The 25439-nt window shown below is 69.9% G+C and carries 26 protein-coding genes; 14 read left to right on the top strand and 12 right to left on the bottom strand.

Going from position 1 to position 25439, the window contains the following annotated elements:
- Positions 1–22: 22 nt before the first annotated feature.
- Positions 23–1006 carry a Bug family tripartite tricarboxylate transporter substrate binding protein gene (locus ACODT0_RS02015; RefSeq protein WP_057594194.1) on the top strand — a complete coding sequence of 328 codons (984 nt, stop codon included), beginning with the start codon at positions 23–25 and terminating at the stop codon, positions 1004–1006.
- Positions 1007–1020: 14 nt separating this feature from the next.
- Here ACODT0_RS02015 and ACODT0_RS02010 read toward each other — a convergent pair whose 3' ends face one another.
- The 7 genes from ACODT0_RS02010 to ACODT0_RS01980 all read right to left on the bottom strand — a co-directional run bounded on the left by ACODT0_RS02010 (position 1021) and on the right by ACODT0_RS01980 (position 7957).
- Positions 1021–1215 carry a hypothetical protein gene (locus ACODT0_RS02010; RefSeq protein ID WP_172705341.1) on the bottom strand — a complete coding sequence of 65 codons (195 nt, stop codon included), beginning with the start codon at positions 1213–1215 and terminating at the stop codon, positions 1021–1023.
- Between the two features lie 264 nt (positions 1216–1479).
- Positions 1480–2355: a hypothetical protein gene (locus ACODT0_RS02005; protein ID WP_422098850.1), complete on the bottom strand. Its 876-nt coding sequence runs from the start codon at positions 2353–2355 to the stop codon at positions 1480–1482.
- A 437-nt stretch (positions 2356–2792) separates the two neighbouring features.
- Complete coding sequence (locus tag ACODT0_RS02000) at positions 2793–4220, bottom strand: amidohydrolase family protein (protein ID WP_489040404.1); 1428 nt, start codon at positions 4218–4220, stop codon at positions 2793–2795.
- A 44-nt stretch (positions 4221–4264) separates the two neighbouring features.
- On the bottom strand, positions 4265–5023 hold the full coding sequence (locus ACODT0_RS01995; RefSeq protein WP_261211052.1) for a sulfite exporter TauE/SafE family protein: 759 nt from the start codon (positions 5021–5023) through the stop codon (positions 4265–4267).
- A complete protein-coding gene (locus ACODT0_RS01990; protein WP_395346658.1) occupies positions 5020–6270 on the bottom strand; it encodes an MFS transporter in 1251 nt (416 codons plus the stop codon). The genes ACODT0_RS01995 and ACODT0_RS01990 overlap by 4 nt, the downstream gene beginning before the upstream one ends.
- Positions 6271–6348: 78 nt before the next feature.
- Positions 6349–7227 carry a polysaccharide deacetylase family protein gene (locus tag ACODT0_RS01985; protein ID WP_489040403.1) on the bottom strand — a complete coding sequence of 293 codons (879 nt, stop codon included), beginning with the start codon at positions 7225–7227 and terminating at the stop codon, positions 6349–6351.
- A gap of 25 nt (positions 7228–7252) precedes the next feature.
- Entirely contained in the window at positions 7253–7957 is a 705-nt protein-coding gene (locus ACODT0_RS01980; RefSeq protein WP_489040402.1) for a fumarylacetoacetate hydrolase family protein, read from the bottom strand.
- 126 nt (positions 7958–8083) lie between these two features.
- Between ACODT0_RS01980 and ACODT0_RS01975 the strand changes: the two genes are divergently transcribed.
- From ACODT0_RS01975 to ACODT0_RS01940, 8 genes are all read left to right on the top strand, one after another.
- Positions 8084–9061: a helix-turn-helix transcriptional regulator gene (locus ACODT0_RS01975; protein WP_479669449.1), complete on the top strand. Its 978-nt coding sequence runs from the start codon at positions 8084–8086 to the stop codon at positions 9059–9061.
- A gap of 13 nt (positions 9062–9074) precedes the next feature.
- On the top strand, positions 9075–10295 hold the full coding sequence (locus tag ACODT0_RS01970; protein ID WP_489040401.1) for a helix-turn-helix domain-containing protein: 1221 nt from the start codon (positions 9075–9077) through the stop codon (positions 10293–10295).
- A gap of 48 nt (positions 10296–10343) precedes the next feature.
- Positions 10344–11006: a Vgb family protein gene (locus ACODT0_RS01965; RefSeq protein ID WP_261211044.1), complete on the top strand. Its 663-nt coding sequence runs from the start codon at positions 10344–10346 to the stop codon at positions 11004–11006.
- A gap of 29 nt (positions 11007–11035) precedes the next feature.
- Complete coding sequence (locus ACODT0_RS01960) at positions 11036–11806, top strand: DUF899 domain-containing protein (RefSeq protein WP_489040400.1); 771 nt, start codon at positions 11036–11038, stop codon at positions 11804–11806.
- A gap of 8 nt (positions 11807–11814) precedes the next feature.
- Positions 11815–12438, top strand: coding sequence for a hypothetical protein (locus ACODT0_RS01955; protein ID WP_489040399.1), 624 nt, complete (start codon positions 11815–11817; stop codon positions 12436–12438).
- A gap of 69 nt (positions 12439–12507) precedes the next feature.
- Complete coding sequence (locus ACODT0_RS01950) at positions 12508–13332, top strand: AadA family aminoglycoside 3''-O-nucleotidyltransferase (protein WP_422098841.1); 825 nt, start codon at positions 12508–12510, stop codon at positions 13330–13332.
- 138 nt (positions 13333–13470) lie between these two features.
- On the top strand, positions 13471–14619 hold the full coding sequence (locus ACODT0_RS01945; RefSeq protein WP_296726809.1) for an ImmA/IrrE family metallo-endopeptidase: 1149 nt from the start codon (positions 13471–13473) through the stop codon (positions 14617–14619).
- Positions 14619–15107, top strand: coding sequence for a DUF4411 family protein (locus ACODT0_RS01940; RefSeq protein WP_057594141.1), 489 nt, complete (start codon positions 14619–14621; stop codon positions 15105–15107). Before ACODT0_RS01945 ends, ACODT0_RS01940 begins: the two co-directional genes overlap by 1 nt.
- Positions 15108–15173: 66 nt before the next feature.
- Here the strand turns inward: ACODT0_RS01940 and ACODT0_RS01935 are convergent, their stop codons facing one another.
- Positions 15174–16154, bottom strand: a complete 981-nt coding sequence (locus ACODT0_RS01935) for a LysR family transcriptional regulator (RefSeq protein ID WP_489040398.1) — start codon at positions 16152–16154, stop codon at positions 15174–15176.
- 115 nt (positions 16155–16269) lie between these two features.
- Between ACODT0_RS01935 and ACODT0_RS01930 the strand changes: the two genes are divergently transcribed.
- A complete protein-coding gene (locus ACODT0_RS01930) occupies positions 16270–17688 on the top strand; it encodes an aldehyde dehydrogenase family protein (RefSeq protein ID WP_489040397.1) in 1419 nt (472 codons plus the stop codon).
- A gap of 15 nt (positions 17689–17703) precedes the next feature.
- On the opposite strand, the gene ACODT0_RS01925 is transcribed toward ACODT0_RS01930, so the two are convergent.
- From ACODT0_RS01925 to ACODT0_RS01910, 4 genes are read right to left on the bottom strand one after another with little or no spacing between them, the layout of a single operon-like run.
- A complete protein-coding gene (locus ACODT0_RS01925; protein WP_057594136.1) occupies positions 17704–18420 on the bottom strand; it encodes an ABC transporter ATP-binding protein in 717 nt (238 codons plus the stop codon).
- A 3-nt stretch (positions 18421–18423) separates the two neighbouring features.
- Positions 18424–19182: an ABC transporter ATP-binding protein gene (locus ACODT0_RS01920; RefSeq protein ID WP_057594135.1), complete on the bottom strand. Its 759-nt coding sequence runs from the start codon at positions 19180–19182 to the stop codon at positions 18424–18426.
- Positions 19179–20117 (bottom strand): branched-chain amino acid ABC transporter permease, encoded by a 939-nt coding sequence (locus ACODT0_RS01915; RefSeq protein WP_489040396.1) that lies wholly within the window; start codon positions 20115–20117, stop codon positions 19179–19181. The genes ACODT0_RS01920 and ACODT0_RS01915 overlap by 4 nt, the downstream gene beginning before the upstream one ends.
- A complete protein-coding gene (locus ACODT0_RS01910; protein WP_489040395.1) occupies positions 20114–21001 on the bottom strand; it encodes a branched-chain amino acid ABC transporter permease in 888 nt (295 codons plus the stop codon). The genes ACODT0_RS01915 and ACODT0_RS01910 overlap by 4 nt, the downstream gene beginning before the upstream one ends.
- A 155-nt stretch (positions 21002–21156) precedes the next feature.
- Here ACODT0_RS01910 and ACODT0_RS01905 point away from each other — a divergent pair, with 155 nt between their 5' ends.
- The 4 genes from ACODT0_RS01905 to ACODT0_RS01890 all read left to right on the top strand — a co-directional run bounded on the left by ACODT0_RS01905 (position 21157) and on the right by ACODT0_RS01890 (position 25379).
- Positions 21157–21612, top strand: a complete 456-nt coding sequence (locus ACODT0_RS01905; protein ID WP_489040394.1) for a nuclear transport factor 2 family protein — start codon at positions 21157–21159, stop codon at positions 21610–21612.
- 13 nt (positions 21613–21625) lie between these two features.
- Positions 21626–22837: a cytochrome P450 gene (locus tag ACODT0_RS01900; protein WP_489040393.1), complete on the top strand. Its 1212-nt coding sequence runs from the start codon at positions 21626–21628 to the stop codon at positions 22835–22837.
- Positions 22838–22962: 125 nt separating this feature from the next.
- The gene (locus ACODT0_RS01895) at positions 22963–24093 is read left to right on the top strand and encodes an ABC transporter substrate-binding protein (protein ID WP_489040392.1); all 1131 of its coding nucleotides are present in this window, start codon (positions 22963–22965) and stop codon (positions 24091–24093) included.
- 74 nt (positions 24094–24167) lie between these two features.
- The gene (locus ACODT0_RS01890) at positions 24168–25379 is read left to right on the top strand and encodes an MFS transporter (RefSeq protein WP_489040391.1); all 1212 of its coding nucleotides are present in this window, start codon (positions 24168–24170) and stop codon (positions 25377–25379) included.
- The last annotated feature ends 60 nt before the right edge of the window (positions 25380–25439 follow it).

Here is a 25439-nt window from a genome sequence, read left to right as displayed (position 1 = left end):
AACGAACGAGGAGACAGCCACCATGCAACGACGCACCCTGCTTTCGCTCCTGGCCACCGGCGCCCTGGCCCCCGCGGCCTTCGGCGCCGCCGCCCAAGGCAACTGGCCCAGCCAGCCGATCCGCCTGATCGTGCCCTACCCGGCCGGCGGCGGCACCGACTTCTTCGCGCGCCTGGTCGCGCCCGGCATGGGCGAGGTGCTGGGCCAGCCCGTGATCGTGGACAACCGCCCCGGCGCCTCCGGCATCATCGGCGCGACCGCCGTGGCCAAGCAGCTCGCGCCCGACGGCCACACCTTCCTGCTCGGCGACATGACCACCTACGCGGTCAACCCGGCGATGTTCGACAAGCTGTCGTACGACCCGCTCAAGGACCTGCGCACCGTGACCATGACGGCGAAGTTCGACTTCCTGCTGGTCGTCAACCCGAACACCCTGCCGGTGCGCAACCTGCAGGAACTGATCGCGCTGGCCGCGCGCACGCCCGAGGGCCTGAACTACGCCTCGCCGAGCGTGGGCACCACGCACCACCTCGCCACCGAGTTGCTGGCGCGCGAGACCGGCATGAAGCTGGTCGCCATCACCTACAAGGGCGGCGGCCCCGCGGTGCAGGACCTGCTGGGCGGCCAGGTGGGGCTGATGTTCCTCGACCGCGCCACCGCGCGGCCGCACATCGAGTCGGGCCGGCTGCGGCCTATCGCCGCGGCCGGCGCCAAGCGCATCGCGGCCTATCCCGAGGTGCCGACCGTGGCCGAGCAGGGCGTGAAGGGTTTCGAGGTCGAGGGCTGGCAGGGCTTCACCGTGCGCACCGGCACGCCCGACGCCGTGGTGCAGGCGCTGCAGGCGGCCTATCTCAAGGCCATCGCGCCGGCCGAGATCCGGCGCAAGCTCGGTGAGGCGGGCATCGACCCGGTGGGCGGCACGCCCGAGCAGTTCACCCAGTACATCCAGACCGAGACCGCCAAGTGGGGCCGCGTGGTGCGCGAGCGCGGCATCAAGGCCGAATGACGGCTGCTTGACGGCTACTTGAGGCAGGCCTTGGTGAAGACGCCGTCGTGCGCGGCCGTGGCCTCGCAGGCCGGCGCGGCGGTCTGGACGGCCGTGGCACCGGCGGCATCGTCTTTCTCCACCGCCCATGCCATGGGCGCGAGGATCGCGAGGAAGAACGATCCCAGCAGGGCAGCACCGGCTGCCAGCGATCCTATTTTTTTCGTCATGTGCGGCTCCTGGTGCTTGCCGGGCAACAGGCCCGACGCATGGGGACCGATAGTGGGGGCCGGGCGGGTGGGGAACCGTCAGTGCCGGAGCACGGCGCTTGTAGGCGGGCGCTGTATTCAGGGCTGCGGGACCTCACTGGATGAGGCGGCCATCGACCGCCACGGTCTCGACCTTGGCGGCGCTACCGGGCCATTGAGCCCCACCTTCTAGTCCGGCCACCACAGAGAGTGGCCGACCGATGCGGGGACATCGCCAACAGCTATTCAGTAACCGCAGAGAAGGCCGGTGCAGTCATAGGCCGTGGTGAAAACAATATTGCTCCGAGCTTCGTCCACGCCAATGATGCGGGGAGTCGCGCCCTTGCTTCCCTCTTCGTTCAAGAGGGCGATGAATGTCTTCTGGTACTCGGGGTCGCTCAAGCCAATCGCTGCGCCACCCTTCAGCTCCAGCTTCGTCAAGTGATGCTTGAACACCGTTTTCTGGGCCGAGTCTTGAACGTACAGGCTCTCCAGGGTCGTGCCCGGAACGTCCATCACGAAGATCTTGCCGTCGGCGCCGAGCTGGTTCCCGTGGGAAACGCGCTCCTCATAGGACTTTGCGACAGGGTTCAATGTGAAAGAACAACGAGCAGTCGTCGGTTGTTCACGCACGACACGCGCACGTATCTGCGGCGTACCACCTGTCGTATCGATTCCAACCTCGACACCGCAATATCCATTGCTTCCCAACTTGTTCAAGGACGCCAGGAATTCGGGCTTGTCCGTGTCCTTGGTCGGAAATGCGCCCGCATCGGCGTATTCGTACTTGATGTTCGCAGCGCTGTCCTTGCTGAAGAGGACACGGGCCGCTCCCGGCTCGAGAATGAGCCTTGCCGCCGAGTTGACCCTGTACCCCTCTGCGCCGAGGGCCTGCAGCCTGGAGAAGTCCACCGCGTCGGATGCGGGAGCCAGGCGATGAACATATGCGGTTTTATCGACACTCCAATAGACGCCCCGGAGCTTCGGAGCCGCGCCAAAAATCGGAAGCAGGGAGAAAAGTCTCTGCCCTGAAAATTTGGGGCTCTCGAGCTCCGTCGAAAGCAGATCCATGCCGGCAATCTCGGCGTCTCCCAGCGCATAGGTGGAGCGCGTCGTCACCATGGGAGGCGCCGGCGAATCAACCGGCGTCTCCGTCTGCGGCGTATCCGAGCCCGACGTGGGTGGCGTCGTCACGGGCAGTATGGGAAACCCTCCACCGCCGCCTCCTCCACCTCCACCTCCACACGCAGAAATCGACAGGGCAAGACAAACCGAAAGGGCGACTCGCCCTTTTCCATTCTTCGACATTGGAGCTCCTCAGGTTCTTATATGCGCTGACATTCGTCATCAGCTTCAAGGGGTGTGACCCCCTCGACATCATCTCAGAGTCGTTCCTGCCGTTTTCCGCTCAGTGGCGTGCTCGCAACGATCCAAGCTCGGACGCGGCAGGCAGCAGGATCTTGCTTTCTTGCGCCACGAAGAAGTCGATGAGTACGATCGCCGCGCCCACCGCTGCCGCGCAAACCGGTGCGGCGGTCTGAAATGGGCGGCCGCTGTATTCAGGACTGCAGGGCCGCCCCCGCCGCGGCGCGAATCCGCTCGGCCGACTGGCGTGCGCGGCGCATGATGGCCGGGACGTCATAGGCCACCAAGCGGCCGCCGCGCTTGACGATGCGGCCATCGACCATCACGGTCTCGACGTTGGCGGCACTGCCGCTCTGCACGATCGCGGTCTCGGCATTGCCGACCGGGCCGATGTTGAGGTCGTCGGTGCGCACCAGGATGATGTCGGCACGCTTGCCCTCGACGATCGAGCCCGTGACATCGCCGAGCCCCAGCGCGATGGCGCCGTTGATCGTCGCCATCTCGATCACCTCGTGCACGCCCACCGGCTTCGCGCCCGCGCTCGGCGTGCCGGCCCAGGGCACGCCGAGGTTCCAGGTGAAGCGCATGGCCTCGAACATGTCGGGCGGCGCGATCGAGGTGGCGTCGCTCGACAGCGAGACCGCGAGGCCCGCCGCACGCATCGCGAACAGCGCGGCGCGCGCGTCGCCGGTACCGCTCAGGCGCAGCTCGGAATGCGTGGCGAAGCTCAGCGGCGTCCTCGTGCGCGCGAGCGCCGCGAGGTCGGCCGGGCTCGCGGGCACGTAGTGGGCGATCATGAAATCGGGCCCGAGGTAGCCGCGCCGCTCGTAGTCGAGCGCGTCGACGTTGTTGGGCGCCTCCTGCGGCGCATGGATCGCGACCGGCAGCCCGCTGGCCTTGGCGAACTTCATCTCCTCGTGGAAGACGGCCTCGGTGCTCTGCTGCGGGCCGCGCAGGTTCAGCCCCAGGTGCACCAGGCCGGCCAGCGGCGAACGTTCGCCGAACCAGTCGCGCCGCACGCGCGCCAGGTCCTCGTAGCGGTTGAGTTCGTCGGCCGGCATCTGGTCGACGTGGCCGTAGGAATAGCGCGCACGCAGCAGCGACTGCCGGTGCGCGCGCAACTCGGCGTCGGCATGGGCCGGCGAGCGCGTGTTGTGCGACCAGTTGTGCACGGTCGTGGTCCCGCCATGGGCCAACTCGGCGCAGCCCAGCAGCACGCTGTTGTAGAAGTCCTCGGGCGTGTAGAGCGTGGAGGTCGCGCCCTTGGCCGGGTAGTAGGAGAAGCCCTCGCGCGCCGTGAAGCTGCGGCCGATCGCGCTCCACAGGTGGTAGTGGGAATTGACGAAGCCCGGCATCACGATGCGGTCGGTGGCGTCGATCACCTCGACGCCCGGTGCGCGCAGGCCGCGGCCCACCTTCTCGATGGTGCCGTCGCGCACCAGCACGTCGGCGCGCGGCAGGGTGCCGGTGGCGCGGTCGACCGTGACCACCGCGCCGTTTCGGATCAGGTAGCTGCCGCGGCCATCCCTGCGCGCCGCCGTGGCGGCGAGCAACGGTGCGCCGGTGGCGGCGGCCGCGAGGGCGCCTGCGAAGCGGATGAAGTCTCTCTTGCTGGTCTGCATGGGATGTCCCGGTGAGGAAGTGAAGAAGCGATGGATCGCGCGGCTCAGCGCGCATTGAGAAAGAAGGCCCCCGTCATCGCGAGCCCCGTCAGCACCACGAACCCGCGCACCAGCTCCGGCCGCAGCCGCCGCGCGGCCGTGCCGCCCGCATAGCCGCCGGCCGTGGCGCCGAGCGCCATCCACAGCGCATGGGTCCAGACGATCGCGCCGCTGGCCGCGTAGATCGCGACCGCCATCAGCGTGAGGATGGCCGAGACGAAGTTCTTGATGCCGTTCATGCGGCCCATGTCCGCATGCCCGAGCGCGCCGAGCACCGCGAGCAGCAGGATGCCGAGGCCGCCGTTGAAGTAGCCGCCGTAGACCGCGACCGCCACGATGCCCAGGTCGGCGAGCCAGGCGCGCCCCGGTGCGGCGACCTCGGCCCGGCGTCGCACCAGCGCGGGCCCGATCGCGAACAGCAGCGTCGCGGCCAGCAGCAGCCAGGGCACGATGCGGCCGAAGGCCTGGTTCGAGGTCGACAGCAGCAATGCCGCACCGGCCGCGCCACCGAACACCGAGAGCACGCCCAGCCGAAGCAGCGAGGGCGACATCGGCCCCGCGAGCTCGCGCCGCAGCGCCCAGGCCCCGGCCAGGTAGCCCGGCAGCAGCGCCGCGGTGCCGGTGGCATTGGCCGACACCAGCGGCACGCCGACCAGCGCGAGCGCCGGCAAGGTGAGGAAGCTGCCGCCACCCGCCACCGCATTGAGCGCGCCGGCCAGCGCCGCGGCGCCGCCGAGCAGCGCCCATTCGAAGGCCGTGGTCACGGCTTGCGCGCCGGCAGCGACATGCGGTCGGTGCGCAGCAGCGCCGTCAGCACCACGCCCACGGCCGCCAGCAGCGTGATCTGCAGCAGCCCGGCCGAGCCCCAGCCGAGGCGCGCGGCGATGGCACCGATGATGTAGCCCGCGAAGGCGCCCGCGCCGTACAGCGTGGTCACGAACACGCCGGTGGCGCGGTTGGTGAGCGAGGCGCGCACCGCCTTGATGTGATAGCCGGCCAGGTTCACGTAGAGCACGCCGCTGACCACCAGGCCCCAGGCGAAGGACAACGCGGACTGCACCCAGATGCCGGTAGGGCCCGAGAACAGCAGGAAGCCCAGCAGCCCGGTGCCGACGAAGCTCAGCGACAGCACCAGCTTGGGATGGAAGCGGTCGCCGAGCCAGCCGCCGAAGATGGAGGCGAACACGCCGAAGCCGAAGATGCTCATGACGCGGCCGGTGTCGGCCGGCGTGTAGTGCAGGTGCTCGCGCAGGAAGGTCGGGTACATGCCGAGGTAGCCGTAGATGCACAGGCCGCCGATCACGCTCATCGCGGTCAGCAGCACGGTGTTGCGGTTCCACATGCGCTCGGCGCCGCGCTGGTCGGCGCGAGTGTCGGCCGCGGCCACGTTCTCGGTCATGCGACGGCCCACGGTGAGCGCGATCAGCGCCATGGCCGCGAAGCCCGCCACGCCGAACACCACCAGCGGCAGCCGCCAGTCGCGCTCGGCGCCGATCAGGTGGCCGCCGAGCAGCGGCCCCACGATCGCGCCGATGCCGAACGAGAAATTGATCGCGCCCACGGCCGTGGCGCGGTAGCGCGCGAAGTGGCTGGCCGCGATCGCGATCACCACCGTGAGCTGCATCGCCTCGCCGATGCCGGTGGCGGCGCGGTAGGCGATCATGTCGGCGAAGCCGTGCGAGTAGGCCGTGAGCAGCGTGCCCAGCGAGAAGATGGCGATGCCGATCTGCAGCACGGTCTTGCGCGACAGCCGCGCCAGCAGGTAGCCGGTGGGCACGCCGGCCACCGCCATGCCGAGCGTGAAGATGGTCGACAGCAGGCCGGTATCGGCCAGCCCGAAGCCGAACTCGCGGCGCACGTCGGCCGCGATCAGCGGAAAGATCTGCCGGTCCATCGCATTGAGCGCGTAGGACGCGAGCAGCACCAGGAACATGGCGATCTCGAGGCCGCTGATGGGCGCCTCGCGGCGCGCGTCGCCGGCCAGCGGCAGGGCCGAGGTGGTGGAATGCACGATCTGTCTCCTTCTCGCCGGGGCGAGACTCTTGTTCTGGGGAAAAGGCAGCCTCGGCGGCGCGCGCCGGGGCGGGTCTCAAGCGGCGTCGCGCGTCGCGAGATGCCAGTCGAGGATCTGCTCGCCGGTGAAGAAGCCGACGTCCTCGCGCTCGCGGATGTGCGCCAGCGCCTCGCGGAAATAGCGCAGCCGGTGCGGCGCGCCCATGATGTACGGATGCACCACCAGCGCCATCACGCGCGCCGAGTCCCGGGCGTCGGCGTACAGCTGCTCGAACTGGTCGATGGCGCGGTCGCGGTACTCGCTGGCCTTGTGGTGCTGGATCAGCATCATCGCCACGTCGTTGCATTCCTGCGTGTAGGGCACGTTGACGATGTGGCCGCCGTTGCGCGTCTTCAGCTCCACCGGCTGGTCGTCGAGCACCCAGTCGCAGACGTACTCGTAGCCCTGCTCGGCCAGGATGTCGGGCGTGTGCCAGGTCTCGGTGAGGCCCGGGCCGAGCCAGCCGCGCGGGCGCTTGCCGATGTAGGCGCGGATCGCCTCGGTGGTTTTGGCGATGTCCTCGGCCTCGTCGGGCACCTTCTGCATGTTGCGCTGGCCGAAGCCATGGCCGATGAACTCCCAATCGCGCGCCTTCGCCGCCTTGGCGATCGGCTCGTAGGCCCCGATGGCCGAGCCGTTGATGGCGAGCGTGGCGGGAATGCCGAGCGCGTCGATCGCCTCGAGCATGCGCCAGAAGCCGACGCGGTTGCCGTACTCGTGCCAGGCCCAGTTCGGGATGTCGGGCATGGGCGAGCCGCCGGCCGGCGGCGTGAGCACGGTGCGCGGCATGGTCTCGTCGATGTTCCATTCCTCGACGTTGACGATGACCCAGACGGCGAGCCGCTTGCCGCCGGGCAGCCGGCGGGCGGGACGGTCGGCGATGGCCGAATAGGCGATGCGTTCGAGCGGTTTCATGCGGTGTCTCCTTGGCCTTGTGCGTTCAGACGATCTCGACCTGCAGCGGCTCGAGGCCCTCGATGCGGCCCGTGAGCCGGTCGCCGCGCTGCACCGGGCCCACGCCCTCGGGCGTGCCGGTGAAGATCAGGTCGCCGGGCAGCAGGCGGTACTGCTTCGACAGCTCGCTGACGATCTCGTGCACGTTCCAGATCATCTTCTCGAGCACCGAATCCTGCCGCACGCTGCCGTTGACCGCGAGGTTCAGCGCGCCCGAGCGGATGTGGCCGACGCGCGCCACCGGGTGGATCGGGCCGCAGGGCGCCGAATGGTCGAAGGACTTGCCCTGCTCCCACGGCAGGCCGCGCTTGTTGCACTCGCGCTGGCGGTCGCGGCGCGTCATGTCGAGGCCGGCCGCGTAGCCGAACACATGGTCGAGCGCGGTGTCGGGCGAGACATTGGAGGCCTCGCTGCCGATCGCCACCACCAGCTCGAACTCGAACTGGAAGTCCTCGGTCAGCGTCGGATAGGGCACGCGGCCGTCGGTCACCACCGCGTCGGCCGGCTTCTGGAAGAAGAACGGCGGATCGCGCTCGTCGCCCTCCTTCATCTCGCGGATGTGGGCCAGGTAGTTGCGGCCCACGCAGTAGACGCGGCGCACGGGGAACTGCCGGTCGCTGCCGACGATGTCGATGGAGATGGGGGCGACCTGGAGGGCGTCGGCGGCGCCGGGCGCGGGGCTGGTGGGCATTGCGTGTTGTCTCTCTGGAAGGGTTGTGAAGGAGTGGCTAGAGTCTAGGAACGAGGCCCTTCTGCCTCAACGCACAGGCTTGCGCAAAGATATGCAATCCTTGCGATTCCTCGTGCCAGGCCCGCCATGCAACCAGCGCCCTCCCTCATCGACCCGCCCCTGCCGCGCTCCGGCGCCGCACGCCCCGCCATCGGCAACTACACCATGGCCACGCGGGCGCAGCGCGCCTACTTCGGCATCCACGACCAGACCAACATCCTGCCGAACCCGGTGCCGCACCGGCACGAGTACTTCCAGATCTACGTCAACACGCGCGGCGAGACCACGCACTACATCGGCGGCGGCCAGCGCCCGATCGGTCCGGGCACGGTGAGCTTCGTGCTGCCCTTCCTGGTCCACTACATCCCGAACGCGGCCGACGGCGTGTTCCACATCATCAACATCAGCAAGGACTACCTGCTGCCCTCGCTCGATCTCGACGTGTTCGAGCTGTCGGAGGTGCCGCTGGCGCGCGCGCCCGAGCTCGCGCCGTTCCGCTTCCAGCACTGCCTGGACTTCCGCTTCGACGCGGCCGAGACCGAACAGCTGCAGGCGCTGTGCGAGCGCATGACGCAGGAGGCGCAGCGGCCCTCGGGCGAGGACACGGCCAGCCACCTGCTGATCCGCGGCCACCTGCTGAACCTGATCGGCATGGTGTGGCGGCGCTACGGCGAGGACTTCCGCCATTGCGAGGCCCAGGGCCTGGTGCTGCAGTCGTACAAGCAGGCGGTGCTGCGCTGCATCCGCTACATCACGCAGAACCTGGCGCAGGAACTGACCCTGGGCGACGCGGCGCAGGCCAGCCACGTGTCGGCCACCCACCTGGCGCACCTGCTCAAGAGCGAGACCGGCAAGACCTTCCTCGAGATCGTGACCGAGCGGCGCATCGACCGCGCCAAGACGCTGCTGGTCTTCACCTCGGCCTCGGCGGCCGAGATCGGCGAGAGCACGGGCTTTGCCGAGCCGGCCCACTTCGCGCGCCGGTTCCGGCAGGTGGTGGGCACCACGCCCTCGGCCTACCGGCGCCAGTACCAGGGCGTGGGCGCGCGGACCTGGATCGAATAGCGGCGCCACTTCGATGGACTCCCTGATCGCCGCCGCCGCGCGCGCGCTGGCCGCGGGCGACGCGCTCGGCGCGCTCAAGCGGGTCGCGCTGCGCGACGATCCGCCGGCGCTGGCACTGCGCGGCATCGCCATGGCCCAGCTCGGCGACCATGCGCGTGCCCGCGAACTGCTGCGGCGCGCCGCGCGCGGCTTCGGCGCGCACGAGGCACTGGCACGCGCGCGCTGCGTGGTCGCCGAGGCCGAGGTGGCGCTGGCGATGCGCGACTTCGGCGGCTCGCCGCGCGCGCTGCTGGCGGCAGCCGCCACGCTCGAGGCGCACGGCGATCCCACCAATGCGCTGCAGGCCTGGCTGATCGCGGCGCGGCGATCGCTGCTGCTCGGGCGGCTCGACGAGGCGCGCGACGCGCTGGCCCATCTCGACGGCCAGGGCCTGCCGGCCTCGCTCGCGGCCGTGGCCGAGCTCGCCACCGCCGAACTGGCGCTGCGTTCCCTGCGCACTGCGCCGGCACGCGACGCCCTGGCCCGTGCGCGCATCGCCGCCGAGCATGCGGGCGTGCCGGCCCTGCTGGCCGAGGTGGTCGACACGCGCGCCGCGCTCGACCGCCCCGCGGCGCGGCAATACTTTTCCGGCGGCGAACGGATGCTGCGGCTCGACGAGGTCGAGGCGCTGCTCGACTCGGGCACGCTGGTGGTCGATGCCTGCCGCCGCGCCGTGGGCGCGGGCACGACCTGGCGCGCGCTGGCGCGCCGCCCGGTGCTGTTCGCGCTCGCCCTCGCGCTGGCCGAGGCCTGGCCCGGCGACGTGGAACGCGAAGCGCTGATCGCGCAGGTGTTCCGCACGCGCGACCCCGACGAAACGCACCGCGCGCGCCTGCGCGTCGAGATCGGCCGGCTGCGCGCGCTGGTCAAGCCGCTGGCGCGCATCGAGGCCAGCGCGCGCGGCTTCGTGCTGCGGCCGCACGACGAACGGCCAGTCTCGGTGCTGGCGCCGCCGATCGCCGGCGAGCAGGCCGCGCTGCTCGCGCTGCTGTCCGACGGCGCCGCCTGGTCGACCTCGGCGCTGGCGCTCGCGCTCGACGCCAGCCAGCGCACCGTGCAGCGCGCGCTGGCCGATCTCGAGGCCGAGGGCCGCGTGCGCGCCATCGGCCAGACCCGCGCGCGCCGCTGGCTGGCGCCGCCGCTGGCCGGTTTCACGACGATCTTGTTACTCCCCTCCACGCTCGCGATTGCATAGAGTTGTCTCCAAGGCGCCGATGTCCGGTGCCCTCCCAAGGAGCCAACCATGACAGCCAAGACCATCCACGACAGTTCCAGGGCCCGGGCGGCCGAGATCGTGCGCGAGTACGGGCCCTTCGCGGGCGCCACCCAGGTGCACGGCGTGACCCACGACGGCCAGCGCGTCTGGGCCGCCACCGGCGAGAAGCTGGTGGCCTTCGACCCCGACAGCGGCGAGACCACGAAGGCGCTGGACCGCGCCTGCGATGCCGGCACGGCCTTCGACGGCACCCATCTCTACCAGATCGCCGAGGCCCGCATCGACAAGATCGACCCCGCCACCGGCCGGGTGCTGGCCTCGATCCCCGCGCCCGGCCAGGGCAGCGACTCGGGCCTGACCTGGGCCGAGGGCAGCCTGTGGGTGGGCCAGTACCGCGACCGCAAGATCCACGAGATCGATCCCGCGACCGGTGCCGTGCGCCGCACCATCGAGTGCAACCGTTTCGTCACCGGCGTGACCTGGGTCGACGGCGAGCTGTGGCACGGCACCTGGGAGGCCGAGGAGAGCGACATCCGCCGCATCGACCCGCGCAGCGGCGAGGTGCTCGAGCGGCTCGAGATGCCGCGCGGCACCGGCGTCAGCGGGCTCGAGTCCGATGGTGCCGGTCTCTTCTACTGCGGCGGCGGCCCGAGCGGCAAGGTCCGCGCGGTGCGCCGGCCCGCGCATTGATTTACCGAGACTCACGCAAGGAGCATCCGATGAATGCAACGACCACCGAAGCAGGCACGGCGCACCACGCCGTCGTCTCCAGGGACCAATGGACCGAGGCGCGCCGCGCCCTGCTGGAACGCGAGAAGGAACTCACGCGGCTGGGCGACCAGATCGCGCGCGAACGCCGCGCCCTGCCCTGGGTGCGCGTCGAGAAAGACTATGTCTTCGACACGCCCGACGGCCCACGCGCGCTGGCCGACCTGTTCGAGGGCCGCAGCCAGCTGCTGGTGCAGCACTTCATGTTCGCGCCCGGCGGGGATCAGGGCTGCCCGAGCTGCTCGTACATGGCCGACCACCACGACGGCGCCGCCCCACACCTGGCCGCGCGCGACGTCACGCTGCTCGTGGTCTCGCGCAATGCGCTGCCCGAGATCGAGCGCTTTCGCGAGCGCATGGGCTGGAAGTTCAAGTGGGTTTCGTCGGCGCGCAACGACTTCAACCACGACTTCCACGTCAGCTTCACGCCCGAGGAATTCGCGAGCGGCTCGGTCTACTACAACTTCGCCATGCAACCCTTTCCGCAGGCCGAGGCGCCGGGCATCAGCGTGTTCTTCAAGGACGCGGCGGGCCAGGTGTTCCACACCTACTCGCGCTACGGTCGTGGCGTGGAAGTGATGATGGGCGCCTATCCGCTGATCGACCTCGTGCCCAAGGGGCGCGACGAGGAAGGGCTCGAGCACACGATGGCGTGGGTGCGGCATCACGACCGCTACGAGACGCGGCTCGCGGCGCATGCGTGCTGCTCGTCGCGCGGCTGAGACCTCCCATGACCGCGCTATGGCCCTGGCTGGCGGTCGCTGGACTCGGCGCCTTCCATGGGCTGAGTCCGGCCAATGGCTGGATGTTTGCCGCGGCATGGGGCGTGCAGGCGCGCGACGATGGACGGGCACGGCGCGCGCTGCTGCCGATCGCCGTCGGGCATTTCGCATCGGTCGCGATCGTGGCCTTCGTCGTCGCGCAAGGGATGTGGCTGGACCGCGCACTGGTCCAGGTGCTGGCGGGCGCGGCGCTCCTTTTCGCGGCCGCCTGCCGGTTGTTTCGCGGCGGTCGATCCACCATCGGATGGCGAGCCGGCCATGCGGGCCTCGCGGGCTGGTCCTTCGTGATGGCGACCGCGCACGGCGCCGGGCTCATGCTGGTGCCCGCGCTCGTGCCGCTGTGCCTCGGCGGCGATCCCGCGCGGGCCATCACCGCATCGGGCTCGATGACGCTGGCGCTCGCCGCGGTCGCGGTGCACACGGCGGCGATGCTGCTGGCCACCGGGCTGATCGCGACCGGCGTGTGCCGCGGCATCGCGCGGCATCCGCGGTGGCTCGAAGGGCAGGCACTGAAGCGCGGCTGGACCGCGGCGCTGGCGGCTACAGGCTTGCTGCTGATCGCGCTGCGCTGACGGTCGAAAACCCCTCGGCCCGACGGGTGCACGATTGCAACCGCGATGCGTCGACGTTCGAATAGCCCGATGACCGCATTGCTCCCCATCGACATCGCACCGCAACTCGCGCTCTCCCGTGTCGTGCTCGAACGCCACCTGTCCGACACCCTCGAATCCCTGCACCTGTTCGGCTCCGCCGTCGACGGTGGCCTCCGGCCCGGGAGCGACATCGACCTGCTGGTCTGCGTGACCGCGCCGCTGGCGCTCGCGACCCGGCAGGCGCTGATGACCGACCTGCTCTCGGTGTCGGCCGCGCCCGGCACCGACGCGGCCCTGCGCCCGCTCGAGGTCACGATCGTCGTGCGCGACGAGGTGCTGCCCTGGCGCTACCCGGCGCGGCGCGAACTGCAGTTCGGCGAATGGCTGCGCGACGAGTTGAAGGCCGGCGTCTTCGACGCGCCCGAGATCGACCGCGACCTCGCGATCCTGCTGACCAAGGCCAGGCAACACAGCGTCCCGCTGATCGGCCCCGCCGCCGAGACCCAGTTCGACCCGGTGCCCGCGAGCGACTTCGCACAGGCGCTGCGCGACACCATCGGCATCTGGAGCGAACCTCCGGACTGGGAGGGCGACGAGCGCAACGTGGTGCTCGCGCTGGCGCGCATCTGGTTCAGTGCCGCGACCGGGGGCATTGCTTCGAAGGATGCGGCCGCGGCTTGGGTGATCGAACGGCTGCCCGGTGAGTTGCGGCCGTTGATGGCGCGGGCGAGGGAGGCTTATCTGGGGCAGGCGGAGGACGATCTGGCGTCGCGTCAGGGCGAGGTGGCGGGGTTTGTGGCGTATGCCAAGCCGGCTGTACAGCACGCGTTGGAACTGTGTGCTTCACGCCGCGCAGATGCCGTGCGGGATTGAAAGATGGGCGCCACAGGAAGGCGCGCAATCCGGCCACCAGGCACCCATCGGTCGGTTCTTTCGCCCGTTCGTCGGCGGCAGCATGTTCAGAGAGCCTGCCCCGGTACTCTCATGTTTTCCTTGCGATAAGCTCCGTTCATGACCCGCATCGCCGTCCAGCCCGCTCTTTTCGTCTGGGCACGCCAGCGCGCGCGGATGGACGAAGCAGCGCTGGCGGTACGTTTTCCGCGTCTGCCGGACTGGGAGTCCGGCGAGACTCATCCGACGCTGCGACAACTTGAACAGTACGCCCAGGCCACTCACGCCCCGTTGGGCTATTTCTTCCTGCCAGCACCACCACAGGAAGTCGTTCCCATCCCGGATTTCCGAACCATGGGTCAGGGCTTGCCGCGCTTGAGCGCCGACCTGCTGGATGTCATCTACACCTGCCAGACACGGCAGGCCTGGTATCGGGACGAGGCCGTCGTCCATGGCGAGACCCCTCTGCCATTCGTCGGAAGCACAACCCTCGCCACACCGGCAGCAGATGCGGCCCAGCTCATTCGCCAGACGCTGGGTTTCAGCGTGGAGGCGCGTCGCGAATGTCCGACCTGGGCAGAGGCCCTGCGGTTGTTCATCGCGCAGGCGGAGCAAGCCGGGGTGATGGTGATGGTCAGCGGCGTGGTGATGAACAACAACACCCGTCACCTGGATCCTCAGGAATTTCGGGGTTTCGCGTTGGCCGATGCGCTCGCACCGCTCGTGTTCATCAATGGCGCGGACAGCAAGGCCGCGCAGATGTTCACTCTGGCGCATGAGCTAGCCCATCTGTGGCTGGGTCAAACCGCTCTGTCTGATGCTGCGATGGTCGAGGCCTCCAATCACGCAACCGAGAGCTGGTGCAATCGCGTGGCGGCCGAGTTGCTGGTTCCCCAGACCGAATTCCGTGCAGCCCTGCAACGTGACGAGGCACTGGATGTGGCCCTGCAGCGTCTGGCCCGCCATTTCAAGGTGAGCACGCTGGTGTTGCTGCGGCGCATGCTGGACGTGGGCTGGCTGGACAGGAGTGCGTTCTGGGCCGCCTACCGCGCCGAGGAAGCACGCCTGAAAGCCTTGACTCAACGCAATGCCGGCGGCGGCGATTTTTACCGAACCACAGTTGCCCGCGTCAGCAAGCGTTTTGCGCAGACTTTGGTGGCCAGCACCCTGGAGGGACGCACGCTGTACCGCGATGCGTTCCGCATGCTCGGCATCGCCAAGCCAAGCACCTTCAACGAGCTGGGACGAACCCTGGGGTTCCCGACCTGATGGCTTACCTGCTCGACGCCAACGTCTTCATCCAGGCCAAGAACCTGCAGTACGGCTTCGATTTCTGTCCCGCCTTCTGGGAATGGCTCACCAGGACGCATGGCGCAGGCAGGCTGTACAGCATTCGACAGGTGGGCGACGAGTTGACCGCAGGGGCCGACGAGTTGACGGCCTGGGCCGAAGCTCAGGGCGACGGGTTCTTCGTACCGACCGATGCCGACGTGCTGACGGCCGCCCCCGCTGTGAGCGGGTGGGTGGTCAGGCAGGGTTTCGATCCAGCGGCAGTCAACACCTTCTTGCAGGTGGCGGACTTCTGGCTTGTCGCGGCGGCGCTGGCAGGCCGGCACACGGTGGTGACGCACGAGGTCGCGTCGCCGACACTCAAGCGCATCAAGATTCCCAATGTCTGCGTCGGGCTGGGCATCGAGTTCATGAACCCCTATCAGATGCTGCGCAAGGAACAGGCACGCTTTGTCCTTGGCGGATGAGGCCGCACTCTCCACGTTCCCACACAAGCTGCAAGAGCAGTGCCTGCATTCCAAATCGGCTGCGGATCACTGTCCCGAACGCCGTCCGGATTTCGCCGCCTCCCTGGACGGCTTTCGCTTTGCCGGTCCTGCCCTGACGCTTCGCTCTTCCTCTTTCGCCCGCAGCTCATGCACCAAATCCACCAACGCCCGCAACGCCGCAGGCAGATGCCGATGCCCCGCGTAATAAATGCACAACCCCGGCACCGGCACCGTCCACTCGTCGAGCACGCGCACCAGCCGCCCGCTCGCGAGGTCTTCGGCCACGTACCACTCGGCCAGTTGCGCCACCCCCACGCCTTGCCGCACCGCCTCCAGCATCAGCATCGGCGCATCGAGCACCAGCGGCCCCGGCACATCCACAGTGAAAGGCTCGCCGCCCTGCGCGAACTCCCACGGTGAGGGCACGCCGCTCGGCAGTCGCGCGCGGATGCAGGCGTGTTGCATCAGGTCGGCCGGCACCTCGGGCCGGGGGCGGTTCGCGAAGTACTCGGCCGACGCCACCACGGCCATGCGCAGGCTGCCGCCGAGCGGCACGCGCACCATGTCGCGCGGCACCAGCGGCGCGAGGCGCAGGCCGGCGTCGAAGCCCTCGGCGACGATGTCGACCATGCGGCCCTCGGTGACGATGTCGACGGTCACGCCCGGATGACGGCGCAGGAACTCCGCCACCAGCGGGCGGAACACCATGAGCGCCGCGCCCAGCGCGCTGTTGATGCGCAGCGTGCCGCCCAGCGTGGCCCGGCGCTCGCCCACGCTGTCCATCGCATCGCGGATGTTCGTGACGGCCGGGCCGATCTGCTCGACGAACTGCCGGCCGGCCTCGGTCAGCGAGACGCTGCGCGTGGTGCGATGGAACAGCCGCGCACCGAGCCGGGCCTCGAGGCTGGACACGGCGTTGCTGACGGCGGTGGTCGACATCTCCAGTTCCACCGCCGCGGCGCGAAATCCCTGCCGCCGCGCGACGGCCAGCACCACCTCGAGTTCGATCAGGCCGCTCTTGTGCATTGTTCCGATTTTCTGGATGAGTCATCTCATTTTGATCGGATTCTCAAAACGATGGCGGATTCCTAGACTGCCTTCAACCCCGCCAACCGGCGGCAACAAGCCAGGAGTCAGCACCATGTGGAACATCGACAAGGCCTACATCGACGGCGCTTTCGTGCCCGTGCAGGGCACCGAGGTCGTCGAGATCGCCAACCCCGCGACCGAACAGCGCATCGGCAGCGCGACGCTCGCCAACCGCGACGATGCGAAGCGTGCCATCGCGGCCGCGCAGCGCGCTCAGCCCGCGCTGGCCGCCACCGGCAAGGCCGAGCGCATCGAGATGCTCGAGCGGCTGCGCACCGCCGTGCTCGCACGCACCGACGCGATCCGCGACGCGACCATCGAGGAGTACGGCGGCCCGCTCGCGCGCGCCCAGTGGGTCAGCGACTACGCCTCGCAATGCTTCGCCAACGCGGCACGCACGCTCGAGGCCTTCGAGTTCACGCGCCGCGTGGGCGATTCCACGGTGACGCTGGCGCCAGTCGGCGTGGCCGGGCTGATCGCGCCCTGGAACAGCGTCGCCGGCTCGGTCTGCAGCAAGCTCGCCTCGGCGATCGCGGCGGGCTGCGCGTCGGTCATCAAGCCCAGCGAACTGGGGCCGATCCAGGCCTGGGTGGTGACCGAGGCATTGCACGACGCGGGCCTGCCCGCGGGCGCATTCAATGTGCTGCTCGGCCGCGGCGCCGACGTGGGCGACGAGATCGCCACCCATCCCGGCATCGCGAAGCTCTCGTTCACGGGCTCGACGCCCACGGGCAAGCTGATCGCGCGCGCCGCGCTCGACACCATGAAGCGCGTGAGCCTCGCGCTCACCGGCAAGTCGGCCTCGATCGTGCTCGACGACGCCGACTTCGCGAGCGCGCTGCCGCTGGCGCTCAACGCGGCCTTCATGAACAACGGCCAGGCCTGCGTCGCGGGCACGCGGCTCCTGATCCCGCGTGCGCGCATGCCGGAAGCGATCGAGCGCATCGCCGCCATCGCGACAGCGCTGCGCGTGGGCGATCCGCGCGATCCGGCCACGGCCATCGGGCCGTTGCTGAACGCGGCCCAGTTCGAGCGCATCCAGCGCTTCATCCGGCGCGGCAAGGAACAGGGCGCGACGCTCGTGGCCGGCGGCGAGGGCCGGCCCGAGGGGCTGTCGCACGGCTGGTACGTCAGGCCCACGGTGTTCGCCGACGTGCGCAACGACATGGAGATCGCGCGCGAGGAGATCTTCGGGCCGGTGCTGTCGGTGCTGGGCTACGAAGGCGAGGACGAAGCCGTCGCGATCGCGAACGACTCGCCCTACGGACTGCAGGCCTACGTGTTCTCGTCCGATGCGCAACGCGCCGGCCGCGTCGCCACGCGCCTCGAGGCCGGCACGGTGCTCGTCAATCGCATCGCGCCCGACCTGCTCGCGCCCTTCGGCGGGGTCAAGCAGTCGGGCGTGGGTCGGGAGTTCGGGGTCTTCGGGCTCGAAGCCTTCCTCGAGCCGAAGACGATCACCACCGCCTGAGCCTGCCCGTGCCGATCAGGCGATCAGGCCGGCCCGCCCGAAGTAGTGGTCCGCAATCACCGGATCGTTCGCCAGGTCGCTCGCCATGCCCTCGTGCACGATGCGCCCCTGCTCGAGCACCGCGGCGCGGTGCGCGGTCTGCAGCGCGAGGCGCGCGTTCTGCTCCACCAGCAGGATGGTCATGCCCTCGCGGTTGAGCTGCACCAGCGCGCGGAACACCTCCTTGATGATCACGGGCGCGAGCCCGAGGCTGGGCTCGTCGAGCATCAGCACGCGCGGGCGCGCCATCAGCGCGCGGCCGATCGCGAGCATCTGCTGCTGGCCGCCCGACAGCGATCCCGAGAGCTGGTGGCGCCGGTCCTTGAGCACCGGGAACAGCGCATGCACGCGCTCCAGGTCCTTCGCGTCGCTGCCGCGCACGCCGGCGGCCTGGCGGCCGAGCTCGAGGTTCTCGGCCACCGACAGGGGCGCGATCACGCGCCGGCCCTCGGGCACCTGGATGATGCCGGCGCGCGAACGCAGGTGCGCGGGCATGCGGCCCAGCGGCTGGCCCTCGAAGCGGATCTCGCCGCCCGCGGGCACGAGGCCCGAGAGCGCGTTCACCAGGCTCGACTTGCCGGCGCCATTGGGGCCGATCAGCGCGAAGATCTCGCCCTGCTTCACATGGAGGTTCACACCGCGCAGCGCCTGGATGCCGCGGTAGTGGACGTCGAGGTTCCGGATCTCGAGCATGGTTCAGGCCCCCAGATAGGCTTCGACGACCTTCGGGTCGCGACCCACCGCCTCGGGCAGGCCGTCGGCGATCAGCCGGCCCGAGGCCAGCACGTAAAGGTGCGAGCACAGCGACATGACGAAGCGCATGTTGTGCTCGATCAGCAGCACCGCCACGCCGCTGGCTGCCACATTGCGGAAGATGCCCGCGAGGCTCTCGGCCTCGGCGTCGTTCATGCCGGCCACGGGCTCGTCGAGCAGCAGCAGCTTCGGGCTCGTGGCCAGCGCGCGCATCATCTCGATGCGCCGCTGGTGGCCGTACGAGAGGCTGCCCGCGCGGTGCTCGGCCAGCGCGGCCATGCCGAAGCGCTCGAGCAGTTCCATCGCGCGCGCATCGAGCTCGCGCGCCTCGGCGCGCGCCGACGGCAGGCCCAGCAGGTTGGCCCACAGGCCGGACTTCTCGTGACGATGGAAGCCCGCCACCACGTTCTCGCGCACGCTCGCATCGGGCACCAGCCGGATGTTCTGGAAGGTGCGCGCCACGCCGGCGCGCGCGAGCGCGGGCGCCTCGTCGCGCGACACGTCGCGGCCCTCGAGCAGCACCCGGCCCGCCGTCAGGTGCAGCAGCCCGGTGATCAGGTTGACCACCGTGGTCTTGCCCGCGCCGTTGGGGCCGATCAGGCCGGTGATCTGCCCGGCCGGCACCTGCAGGCTCAGGCCGTCGACCGCCGGCACGCCGCCGAAATGGCGGGCCACGCCTTCGAGAACCAGGGTCGCGGTCATGAGCGCACGCCTCCTTCGATCGATGTCTTGACGATGGGTGCCTTGGACACCGCCGGTGCCGCGGGCGCGCGCGCCGCGTGGCCCGCCTGGCGCCGCAGCCGGCGGTCGTGCAGCAGCGCGATCGCGGTGTCGGCCACGCCGCGCGGCAGGTAGACGATCACCAGCATCAGCAGGATGCCCTGCACCACGTTGCGGTAGTCGGCGAACACGCGGAACAGCTCGGGCAGCGTGGTGAGGATGGCCGCGCCCACGAGCGCGCCCCACACCGAGGTGCGCCCGCCTAGCACCACCATCGCGAGCACCGCCACCAGCATGCCGAAGCCGAACTCGCCGGGCGTGATGGCGTAGCTGCTCGAGGCCTGCAGCGCGCCGCCCAGGCCCGCGAGCAGGCCCGAGAGGATGAAGGCGATGCGCTGGTGGTAGGGCACCGAGATGCCGAGCGACACGGCCACGGTCTCGTCCTCGCGGATCACGTCCATCGCGCGGCCGATGCTGTGGCGGCCCATCGCGGCCAGCAGCACCACCACCGCGACCACGATCAGCAGCAGCTCGCCGGTGCCGGCCACCTTCGGAATGCCGCTGATGCCGATCGCGCCGTTGGTCACGCTGGTCCAGTTCTGCGTGGCCGACAGCACGATCTGCACCATGGCCAGGGTGGCGACCGCCTGGAACACGCCGCGCAGCCGCGACAGCGGAAAGGCCAGCACCGCGCTCGCCGCGCCGCCGAGCGCGGTGCCCGCGGCGATCGCCGCCAGCGGCGGCCAGCCGGCCTTGACCACCAGCAGCGCGCAGCCATAGGCGCCGATGGCGGCGAAACCCGCGCTGCCGAGCGAGAACACGCCCGCGCGCAGCACCACGTACTGGCTCATCGCGAGCATCGCGTAGACCAGGATGTGGTCGAACAACGACTGGTAGGTGTAGAAGAAGTTCATCATGCGCGTTGCACCCGCATGGCGGCGGACGATTGACCGAACAGGCCGGTGGGCCGGACCAGGATGACGACGAACAGCGCGGTGAAGACGATCGCCTCCGCCACGCCCGAGGAGACGTAGGCCACCGCGAGCGTCTGCACGATGCCGATCGCGAGCCCCGCGATCAGCGCGCCCGGAATGCTGCCGAGCCCGCCGAGGATGATGATCACGAAGGCGCGCAGCAGCAGCGGCTCGCCCATCGCGAAGTGCACCGAGTTGAAGACCAGCCCGATCAGCACGCCGGCCATGCCCGCGAGCGCGCCCGAGATCAGGAACACCTGCATGTTCACCGGCCCGGGGTTGATGCCCAGCAGCCGCGAGGTCTGCTCCGAATAGGCCACGCAGCGGATGCGCTGGCCGAAGCCGGTGCGGTAGAGGTACCAGACCAGGCCGAACACCATCGCCACCACCAGCGCCACGATCACCAGCTGCAGCAGCTGCACGCGCACGCCGCCGATGGTGTAGATGACCACCGGGAAGGCATCGAAGGGAAAGCGCATCACGGCCGTGTTCGACAGCTTCTGCGCCAGCGCGAGCAGCACCAGATCGGCCCCGATCGACGAGACGATGGCCGAGAACTCCGGCGCGCCACGGCGGCGCAACGGCCGGAACGCGAACAGGTCGAGCGCCACCGACACCAGCCCGCCCGCGAGCATGCCGATCAGCAGGGCCACGTAGATCGGCGCGTCGAGCACCGTGACCGCGTACAGGCCCGCGAACGCGCCCCACATGAACACCGAACCGTGGGCCATGTTCATGATGTGGTTGACCCCGAACAGAAGGGTAAACCCGAGCGCGAACAGCGCGTAGACGCTGCCCACGACCACGCCATTGAGTAGTTGTTGCATCAGCATGGCGGCGATCATCGGAATGCAGCCCTTGGTTGTATGTCCCCTTGCGGTGGTACGGGTGCGCCCGGGGCCGCCGTCCCCCGCATGGGGACAGACGCGCGCGGCGCGCCTGCGGACACTGGGCGAAGCACTGTGCCGACCCTGGAGACCCCATGCGCTTTCCGCAACTGCCCGTCGAGGACGAGCTCGAGATCCGTTCCCTGTTCGCCCGCTACGGCCACCTCGCCGACGCCGGCGACCCCGACTTCGCCCAGCTGTTCACCGAGGACGCGAGCTGGACCCGCGCCAACTCGCCACCGGCCTCGCAGGGCGGCAGCGGCCTGCCGCCCGAAACCATTCATGGCCGCGACCATCTGCTGGCGCTGATGGAAGAGGTGATGAAGAAGAAGTTCGGGCAGCGCATGCACCACCAGATGACCGACTTCTACGCCGTGCCCGGCGAAGGCGCCGACGAGGCCCACGGCCATGCGCGCGCGCTCATCACCGACTGGCGCGACGGCCCCGGCAAGATCGCGATGTTCGGCAAGTACGAGCTGCGCTTCCGGCGCACCGGCGAGGGCTGGCGCATCGCCGACATGACCGTGCGCGTGCTGCCGAGCGCGGATTGAGGAGGACCGACCCATGAACGCCACCGCCACCCTGTCCGTTCCCGACGCACCGGTCCTCGACGAGGACCCGTTCTCCGACCCGAACATCGCCGATCCCTATCCGCTGTTCGACCGCATGCGCGAGATGGCGCCCGCGGTCTACGTCGCGCCGCACGGCTACTACGCCGTCACGCGCCATGCCGAGGCAGGCATCGTCGCGAGCGACTTCGAGCGCTTCACGGTCGAGGGCGGCGTGGGCATGAGCGACATCCGCAAGCCCGGCGCCTGGCGCACGCGCAGCCCGATCTCGGAGATCGACCCGCCCGAGCACACGCGCGTGCGCGCCGCGCTGCAGCGCATCCTGTCGCCGCTGGTGGTCAAGAGCTGGAAGGAGAAGTTCGCGCAGCGCGCCGAGGAGATCGCCGAGGCCGCGGTGGCGCGCGGCCGCGTCGACGGCGTGGCCGACATCACCGAGGCCTACGTGCTCGAGGTGTTCCCGGCCGTGCTCGGCATCGCGGTGCCGCCCGAGCGCATCAAGCTCACGGGCGAGCTCAACTTCAACCAGCTCGGGCCGAACAACGAGCGCGTGGCGCAGGCGCTCGAGCGCGCCGCGCCGATCATGGACTGGTACCAGCAGGTGCTGCAGCGCGAGCACACGCTGCCCGGCGGCTTCGCCGAGAAGATCTACGAGGCCGAGGACGCGGGCCATTTCGACAAGGGGACGGCGCCGCTGCACGTGCGCTCCTTCTTCCGCGCCGGCGTCGACACCACCATCGCCGGCATCGGCTCCACGCTCAAGCTGCTGGCCGAGCATCCCGACCAGTTCGCGCGCGTGAAGGCCAACCCGGCGCTCATCAAGGGCGCGTTCGAGGAGGCGCTGCGCCTGGAGTCGCCGGCGCAGGTGATGTTCCGCACCACCACGGGCGAGGTCGAGCTCGGCGGCGTGCGGCTGCGCGCCGATACCAAGGTCGGCTACCACATGGGCGCCGCCAACCGCGACCCGCGCCAGTGGCCCGACCCCGCGCGCTTCGACGTCACGCGCCAGACCGCGGGCGTGCACCGCGCCTTCGGCATTGGCGCGCACGTGTGCATCGGCCAGATGATCTCGCGGCTCGAGGCCGAGAGCATCCTCGGCGCGCTGGTGCGGCGCGTGAAGCGCATCGAGCCCGCGGGCGCATCGCGCTGGCGGCCGGTGAACACGCTGCGCACGCTCGACGTGCTGCCGCTGCAGCTGGTGGCCGAATAGCTTCGGCACCGCTTCGGGTCGGTCCGTCCCCTGCGATGGGGACTGACGCAACCCGGATGCATGAAGACACTGCCATGGCCCCCTGAGAAAAACCGCGCACCTTCGCGCGCCCTTGGAGACACACCATGACCATGCATCGCAGAGCCGCCGTCGCCGGCGCGCTGCTTCTCGCCTTCAGCGGCCTCGCCTTCGGGCAGGGCAAGGAGATCCCCGTCGGCGTGTTCAACGCCATGACCGGCACCTACGCCTTCGGTGGCGTGCCGATCCAGAACGCCATGAAGCTCGCGCTGGAGGAAGCCAACGCGCAGGGCCTGCCCGGCGGCAACAAGTTCAGGATCGTCGAGGGCGACACCGCGGGCGACAAGGGCCAGGTCATCAACCTCGTCAACCAGTTCGGCAAGCGCGACAACGTGATGCTGATCCTCGGCCCCACGGTCAGCGCCGAGGCCCTGGCCGGCGCGCCGGTGGCCAACGACCTCAAGCTGCCGATCCTCGCCATCGGCAGCTCGCCCGGCATCCTCGCCACCGGCCCCTGGGCCTTCAAGATCCAGGCCACGCCGACCGACATCATGGGCTTCCTCGGCAAGCTGGCCTCGGAGAAGCTCGGCGTGAAGCGCGTGGTGCTGCTGCACGACCAGAGCAGCGACGGCTACATCGGCCAGAAGAACGCGCTGGCCGACTACTTCACCAAGGCCGGCGTCACCATCGCGGCCGACGAGAAGTTCATCTCCTCCGACTCCAACTTCCTCGCGCTCGCGACCAAGATCGCGACCACGCCCACCGACGCCATCTTCATCGCCGCGCCGGCCGAGGTCTCGGCCAACCTGATCCTGCAGATCCGCCAGGCCGGGCTCGAGTCGAAGGTCAAGTTCATCGGCCCGTCGACGCTGGGCTCGGCCGGCTTCATCAAGGCCGGCGGCAAGGCGGTCGAGGGCACCTACTTCGTGTCGGACTATTCGCCCAGCAATTCCTCGCCGATGAACCAGGCCTTCGTGAAGGCCTACCAGGCCAGGTACAAGGCCGCGCCCGACAACTGGGCCGGCATGGGCTACGCGCTGGGCCAGGTCGCGGTGCAGGCGGTGAGGAACGCCGGCGCGAACCCCGACCGCACCAAGATCCGCGACGAGCTCGCGAAGCTCAACAAGGTGCCGATGGTGCTGGGCAACGGCACCTGGAGCGTGGACGCGGGGCGCAACCCGAGCTACGGCGGCGTGCTGCTGCAGGTGAAGGGCGGGGAGTTCGTGGCGGTGCAGTGATCGCCTGAGCGGGGGTGGCAAGCGCGGACGCCGGGCTTGCCGCACAATGCGCCGTCCTTTCGACGCCCCCGGCCATGCCCCTTCCCAAGACCGGCCTGCTCGCGCAGGTCTCCGCCGCCCATCTCGTCAGCCACCTGCACATCATGGCGCTGCCCGCGCTGTTGCCGGTGCTGCCCGCCGCCTGGGGCCTGAGCTTCGTCGAGCTCGGCCTCGCGCTCAGCGTGTTCAACGTGGTCTCGGCGCTGGTGCAGGCGCCGCTGGGCTTCGCGGTCGACCGCTTCGGCGCGCGGCGCCTGCTGATGGCCGGCCTGCTGCTGGGCAGCGCGGCCTTCGGCTCGCTCGCGTTCTCGGGCCATTACGCCTGGCTGCTCGTCGCGATGGCGCTGGCGGGCATCGCCAACGGCGTCTACCACCCGGCCGACTACGCGATGCTCTCCGCTGGCATCGACAGCGCGCGCATGGGCAAGGCCTTCTCGGTCCACACCTTCGCGGGCTTCGTCGGTGGTGCCATCGCGCCGGCCCTGCTGATGGGCATCGCCAGCACCCTGGGCGTGCGCTGGGCCTTCGCCGCCACCGGCCTCGCCGGACTGCTCGCCTGGGCCTTCCTGTTCGCGGGCGAGAAGCCGGCCCTTGCCGCACGGCCCGCGAGCAAGCCGAAGACCGCTGGCGGCAACGGGGCTGGCGTGCGCATCCTCACGCCCGCGATCCTCACGCTGACGCTGCTCTACGTGCTGCTGAGCCTCAGCACGAACTCGATCGGCAGCTTCTCGGTGTCGGCGCTGGTCGGCGGCTATGGCGTGAACCTCACCTGGGCCAATGCGGCGGTCACGGCCTTCCTGTTCGCCAGCGCCTTCGGCGTGCTGGCCGGCGGCGCGCTGGCCGACCGCACGCGCCGCCACGGCCTGGTGGCGGCCGTCGCGTTCGCGCTCGCGGCCATGCTCGCGGCGCTCGCCGCCTGGGGCCGGCTGCCCGATCTCGCGCTCGTGCTGTGCCTGGGCGCCACCGGCTTCCTGACCGGCGTGATCACGCCTTCGCGCGACATGCTCGTGCGCGCCGCCGCACCGCCCGGCGCCGAGGGCCGCGCCTTCGGCATCGTCTCCACGGGCTTCAACATCGGCGGCGCGGTCGGCCCGATGCTGTTCGGCTGGCTGCTCGACCGCGGGCATTTCAGCGGCGTCTTCTGGGCCGCGGTGGTCTTCATGGGGCTGACCGTGATGCTGACCCTGCTGCAGGAGCACCGCGCCGCGCGCGCGCCGCGGCCGCTGTCTCGCCCCGCCGCGGGTTGAGGAAGACGGGGCGGCGACCGACACGCCCGCATCGCGCGCCTGGGCACACTCGGTCATCGA

This window comes from Variovorax sp. FG153, from assembly GCF_057809595.1.
Note: the sequence above shows the minus strand (reverse complement) of the source record. Positions and strands in the feature narration are given on the sequence as shown.

Excerpts from the sequence above, each read along its gene's own strand:
- ACODT0_RS01955 (WP_489040399.1), top strand. The coding sequence starts at position 11,815 with ATGACCGCGCTATGGCCCTGGCTGGCGGTCGCTGGACTCGGCGCCTTC.
- ACODT0_RS01965 (WP_261211044.1), top strand. The coding sequence starts at position 10,344 with ATGACAGCCAAGACCATCCACGACAGTTCCAGGGCCCGGGCGGCCGAG.
- ACODT0_RS01895 (WP_489040392.1), top strand. The coding sequence starts at position 22,963 with ATGACCATGCATCGCAGAGCCGCCGTCGCCGGCGCGCTGCTTCTCGCC.
- ACODT0_RS01930 (WP_489040397.1), top strand. The coding sequence starts at position 16,270 with ATGTGGAACATCGACAAGGCCTACATCGACGGCGCTTTCGTGCCCGTG.
- ACODT0_RS01935 (WP_489040398.1), bottom strand. The coding sequence starts at position 16,154 with ATGCACAAGAGCGGCCTGATCGAACTCGAGGTGGTGCTGGCCGTCGCG.
- ACODT0_RS01925 (WP_057594136.1), bottom strand. The coding sequence starts at position 18,420 with ATGCTCGAGATCCGGAACCTCGACGTCCACTACCGCGGCATCCAGGCG.
- ACODT0_RS01975 (WP_479669449.1), top strand. The coding sequence starts at position 8,084 with ATGCAACCAGCGCCCTCCCTCATCGACCCGCCCCTGCCGCGCTCCGGC.
- ACODT0_RS02010 (WP_172705341.1), bottom strand. The coding sequence starts at position 1,215 with ATGACGAAAAAAATAGGATCGCTGGCAGCCGGTGCTGCCCTGCTGGGA.
- ACODT0_RS01980 (WP_489040402.1), bottom strand. The coding sequence starts at position 7,957 with ATGCCCACCAGCCCCGCGCCCGGCGCCGCCGACGCCCTCCAGGTCGCC.
- ACODT0_RS01915 (WP_489040396.1), bottom strand. The coding sequence starts at position 20,117 with ATGATGAACTTCTTCTACACCTACCAGTCGTTGTTCGACCACATCCTG.
- ACODT0_RS01960 (WP_489040400.1), top strand. The coding sequence starts at position 11,036 with ATGAATGCAACGACCACCGAAGCAGGCACGGCGCACCACGCCGTCGTC.
- ACODT0_RS02015 (WP_057594194.1), top strand. The coding sequence starts at position 23 with ATGCAACGACGCACCCTGCTTTCGCTCCTGGCCACCGGCGCCCTGGCC.
- ACODT0_RS01950 (WP_422098841.1), top strand. The coding sequence starts at position 12,508 with ATGACCGCATTGCTCCCCATCGACATCGCACCGCAACTCGCGCTCTCC.
- ACODT0_RS01970 (WP_489040401.1), top strand. The coding sequence starts at position 9,075 with ATGGACTCCCTGATCGCCGCCGCCGCGCGCGCGCTGGCCGCGGGCGAC.
- ACODT0_RS01910 (WP_489040395.1), bottom strand. The coding sequence starts at position 21,001 with ATGCAACAACTACTCAATGGCGTGGTCGTGGGCAGCGTCTACGCGCTG.
- ACODT0_RS01900 (WP_489040393.1), top strand. The coding sequence starts at position 21,626 with ATGAACGCCACCGCCACCCTGTCCGTTCCCGACGCACCGGTCCTCGAC.
- ACODT0_RS01945 (WP_296726809.1), top strand. The coding sequence starts at position 13,471 with ATGACCCGCATCGCCGTCCAGCCCGCTCTTTTCGTCTGGGCACGCCAG.
- ACODT0_RS02005 (WP_422098850.1), bottom strand. The coding sequence starts at position 2,355 with ATGGTGACGACGCGCTCCACCTATGCGCTGGGAGACGCCGAGATTGCC.
- ACODT0_RS01920 (WP_057594135.1), bottom strand. The coding sequence starts at position 19,182 with ATGACCGCGACCCTGGTTCTCGAAGGCGTGGCCCGCCATTTCGGCGGC.
- ACODT0_RS01890 (WP_489040391.1), top strand. The coding sequence starts at position 24,168 with ATGCCCCTTCCCAAGACCGGCCTGCTCGCGCAGGTCTCCGCCGCCCAT.
- ACODT0_RS01905 (WP_489040394.1), top strand. The coding sequence starts at position 21,157 with ATGCGCTTTCCGCAACTGCCCGTCGAGGACGAGCTCGAGATCCGTTCC.
- ACODT0_RS01940 (WP_057594141.1), top strand. The coding sequence starts at position 14,619 with ATGGCTTACCTGCTCGACGCCAACGTCTTCATCCAGGCCAAGAACCTG.
- ACODT0_RS02000 (WP_489040404.1), bottom strand. The coding sequence starts at position 4,220 with ATGCAGACCAGCAAGAGAGACTTCATCCGCTTCGCAGGCGCCCTCGCG.
- ACODT0_RS01985 (WP_489040403.1), bottom strand. The coding sequence starts at position 7,227 with ATGAAACCGCTCGAACGCATCGCCTATTCGGCCATCGCCGACCGTCCC.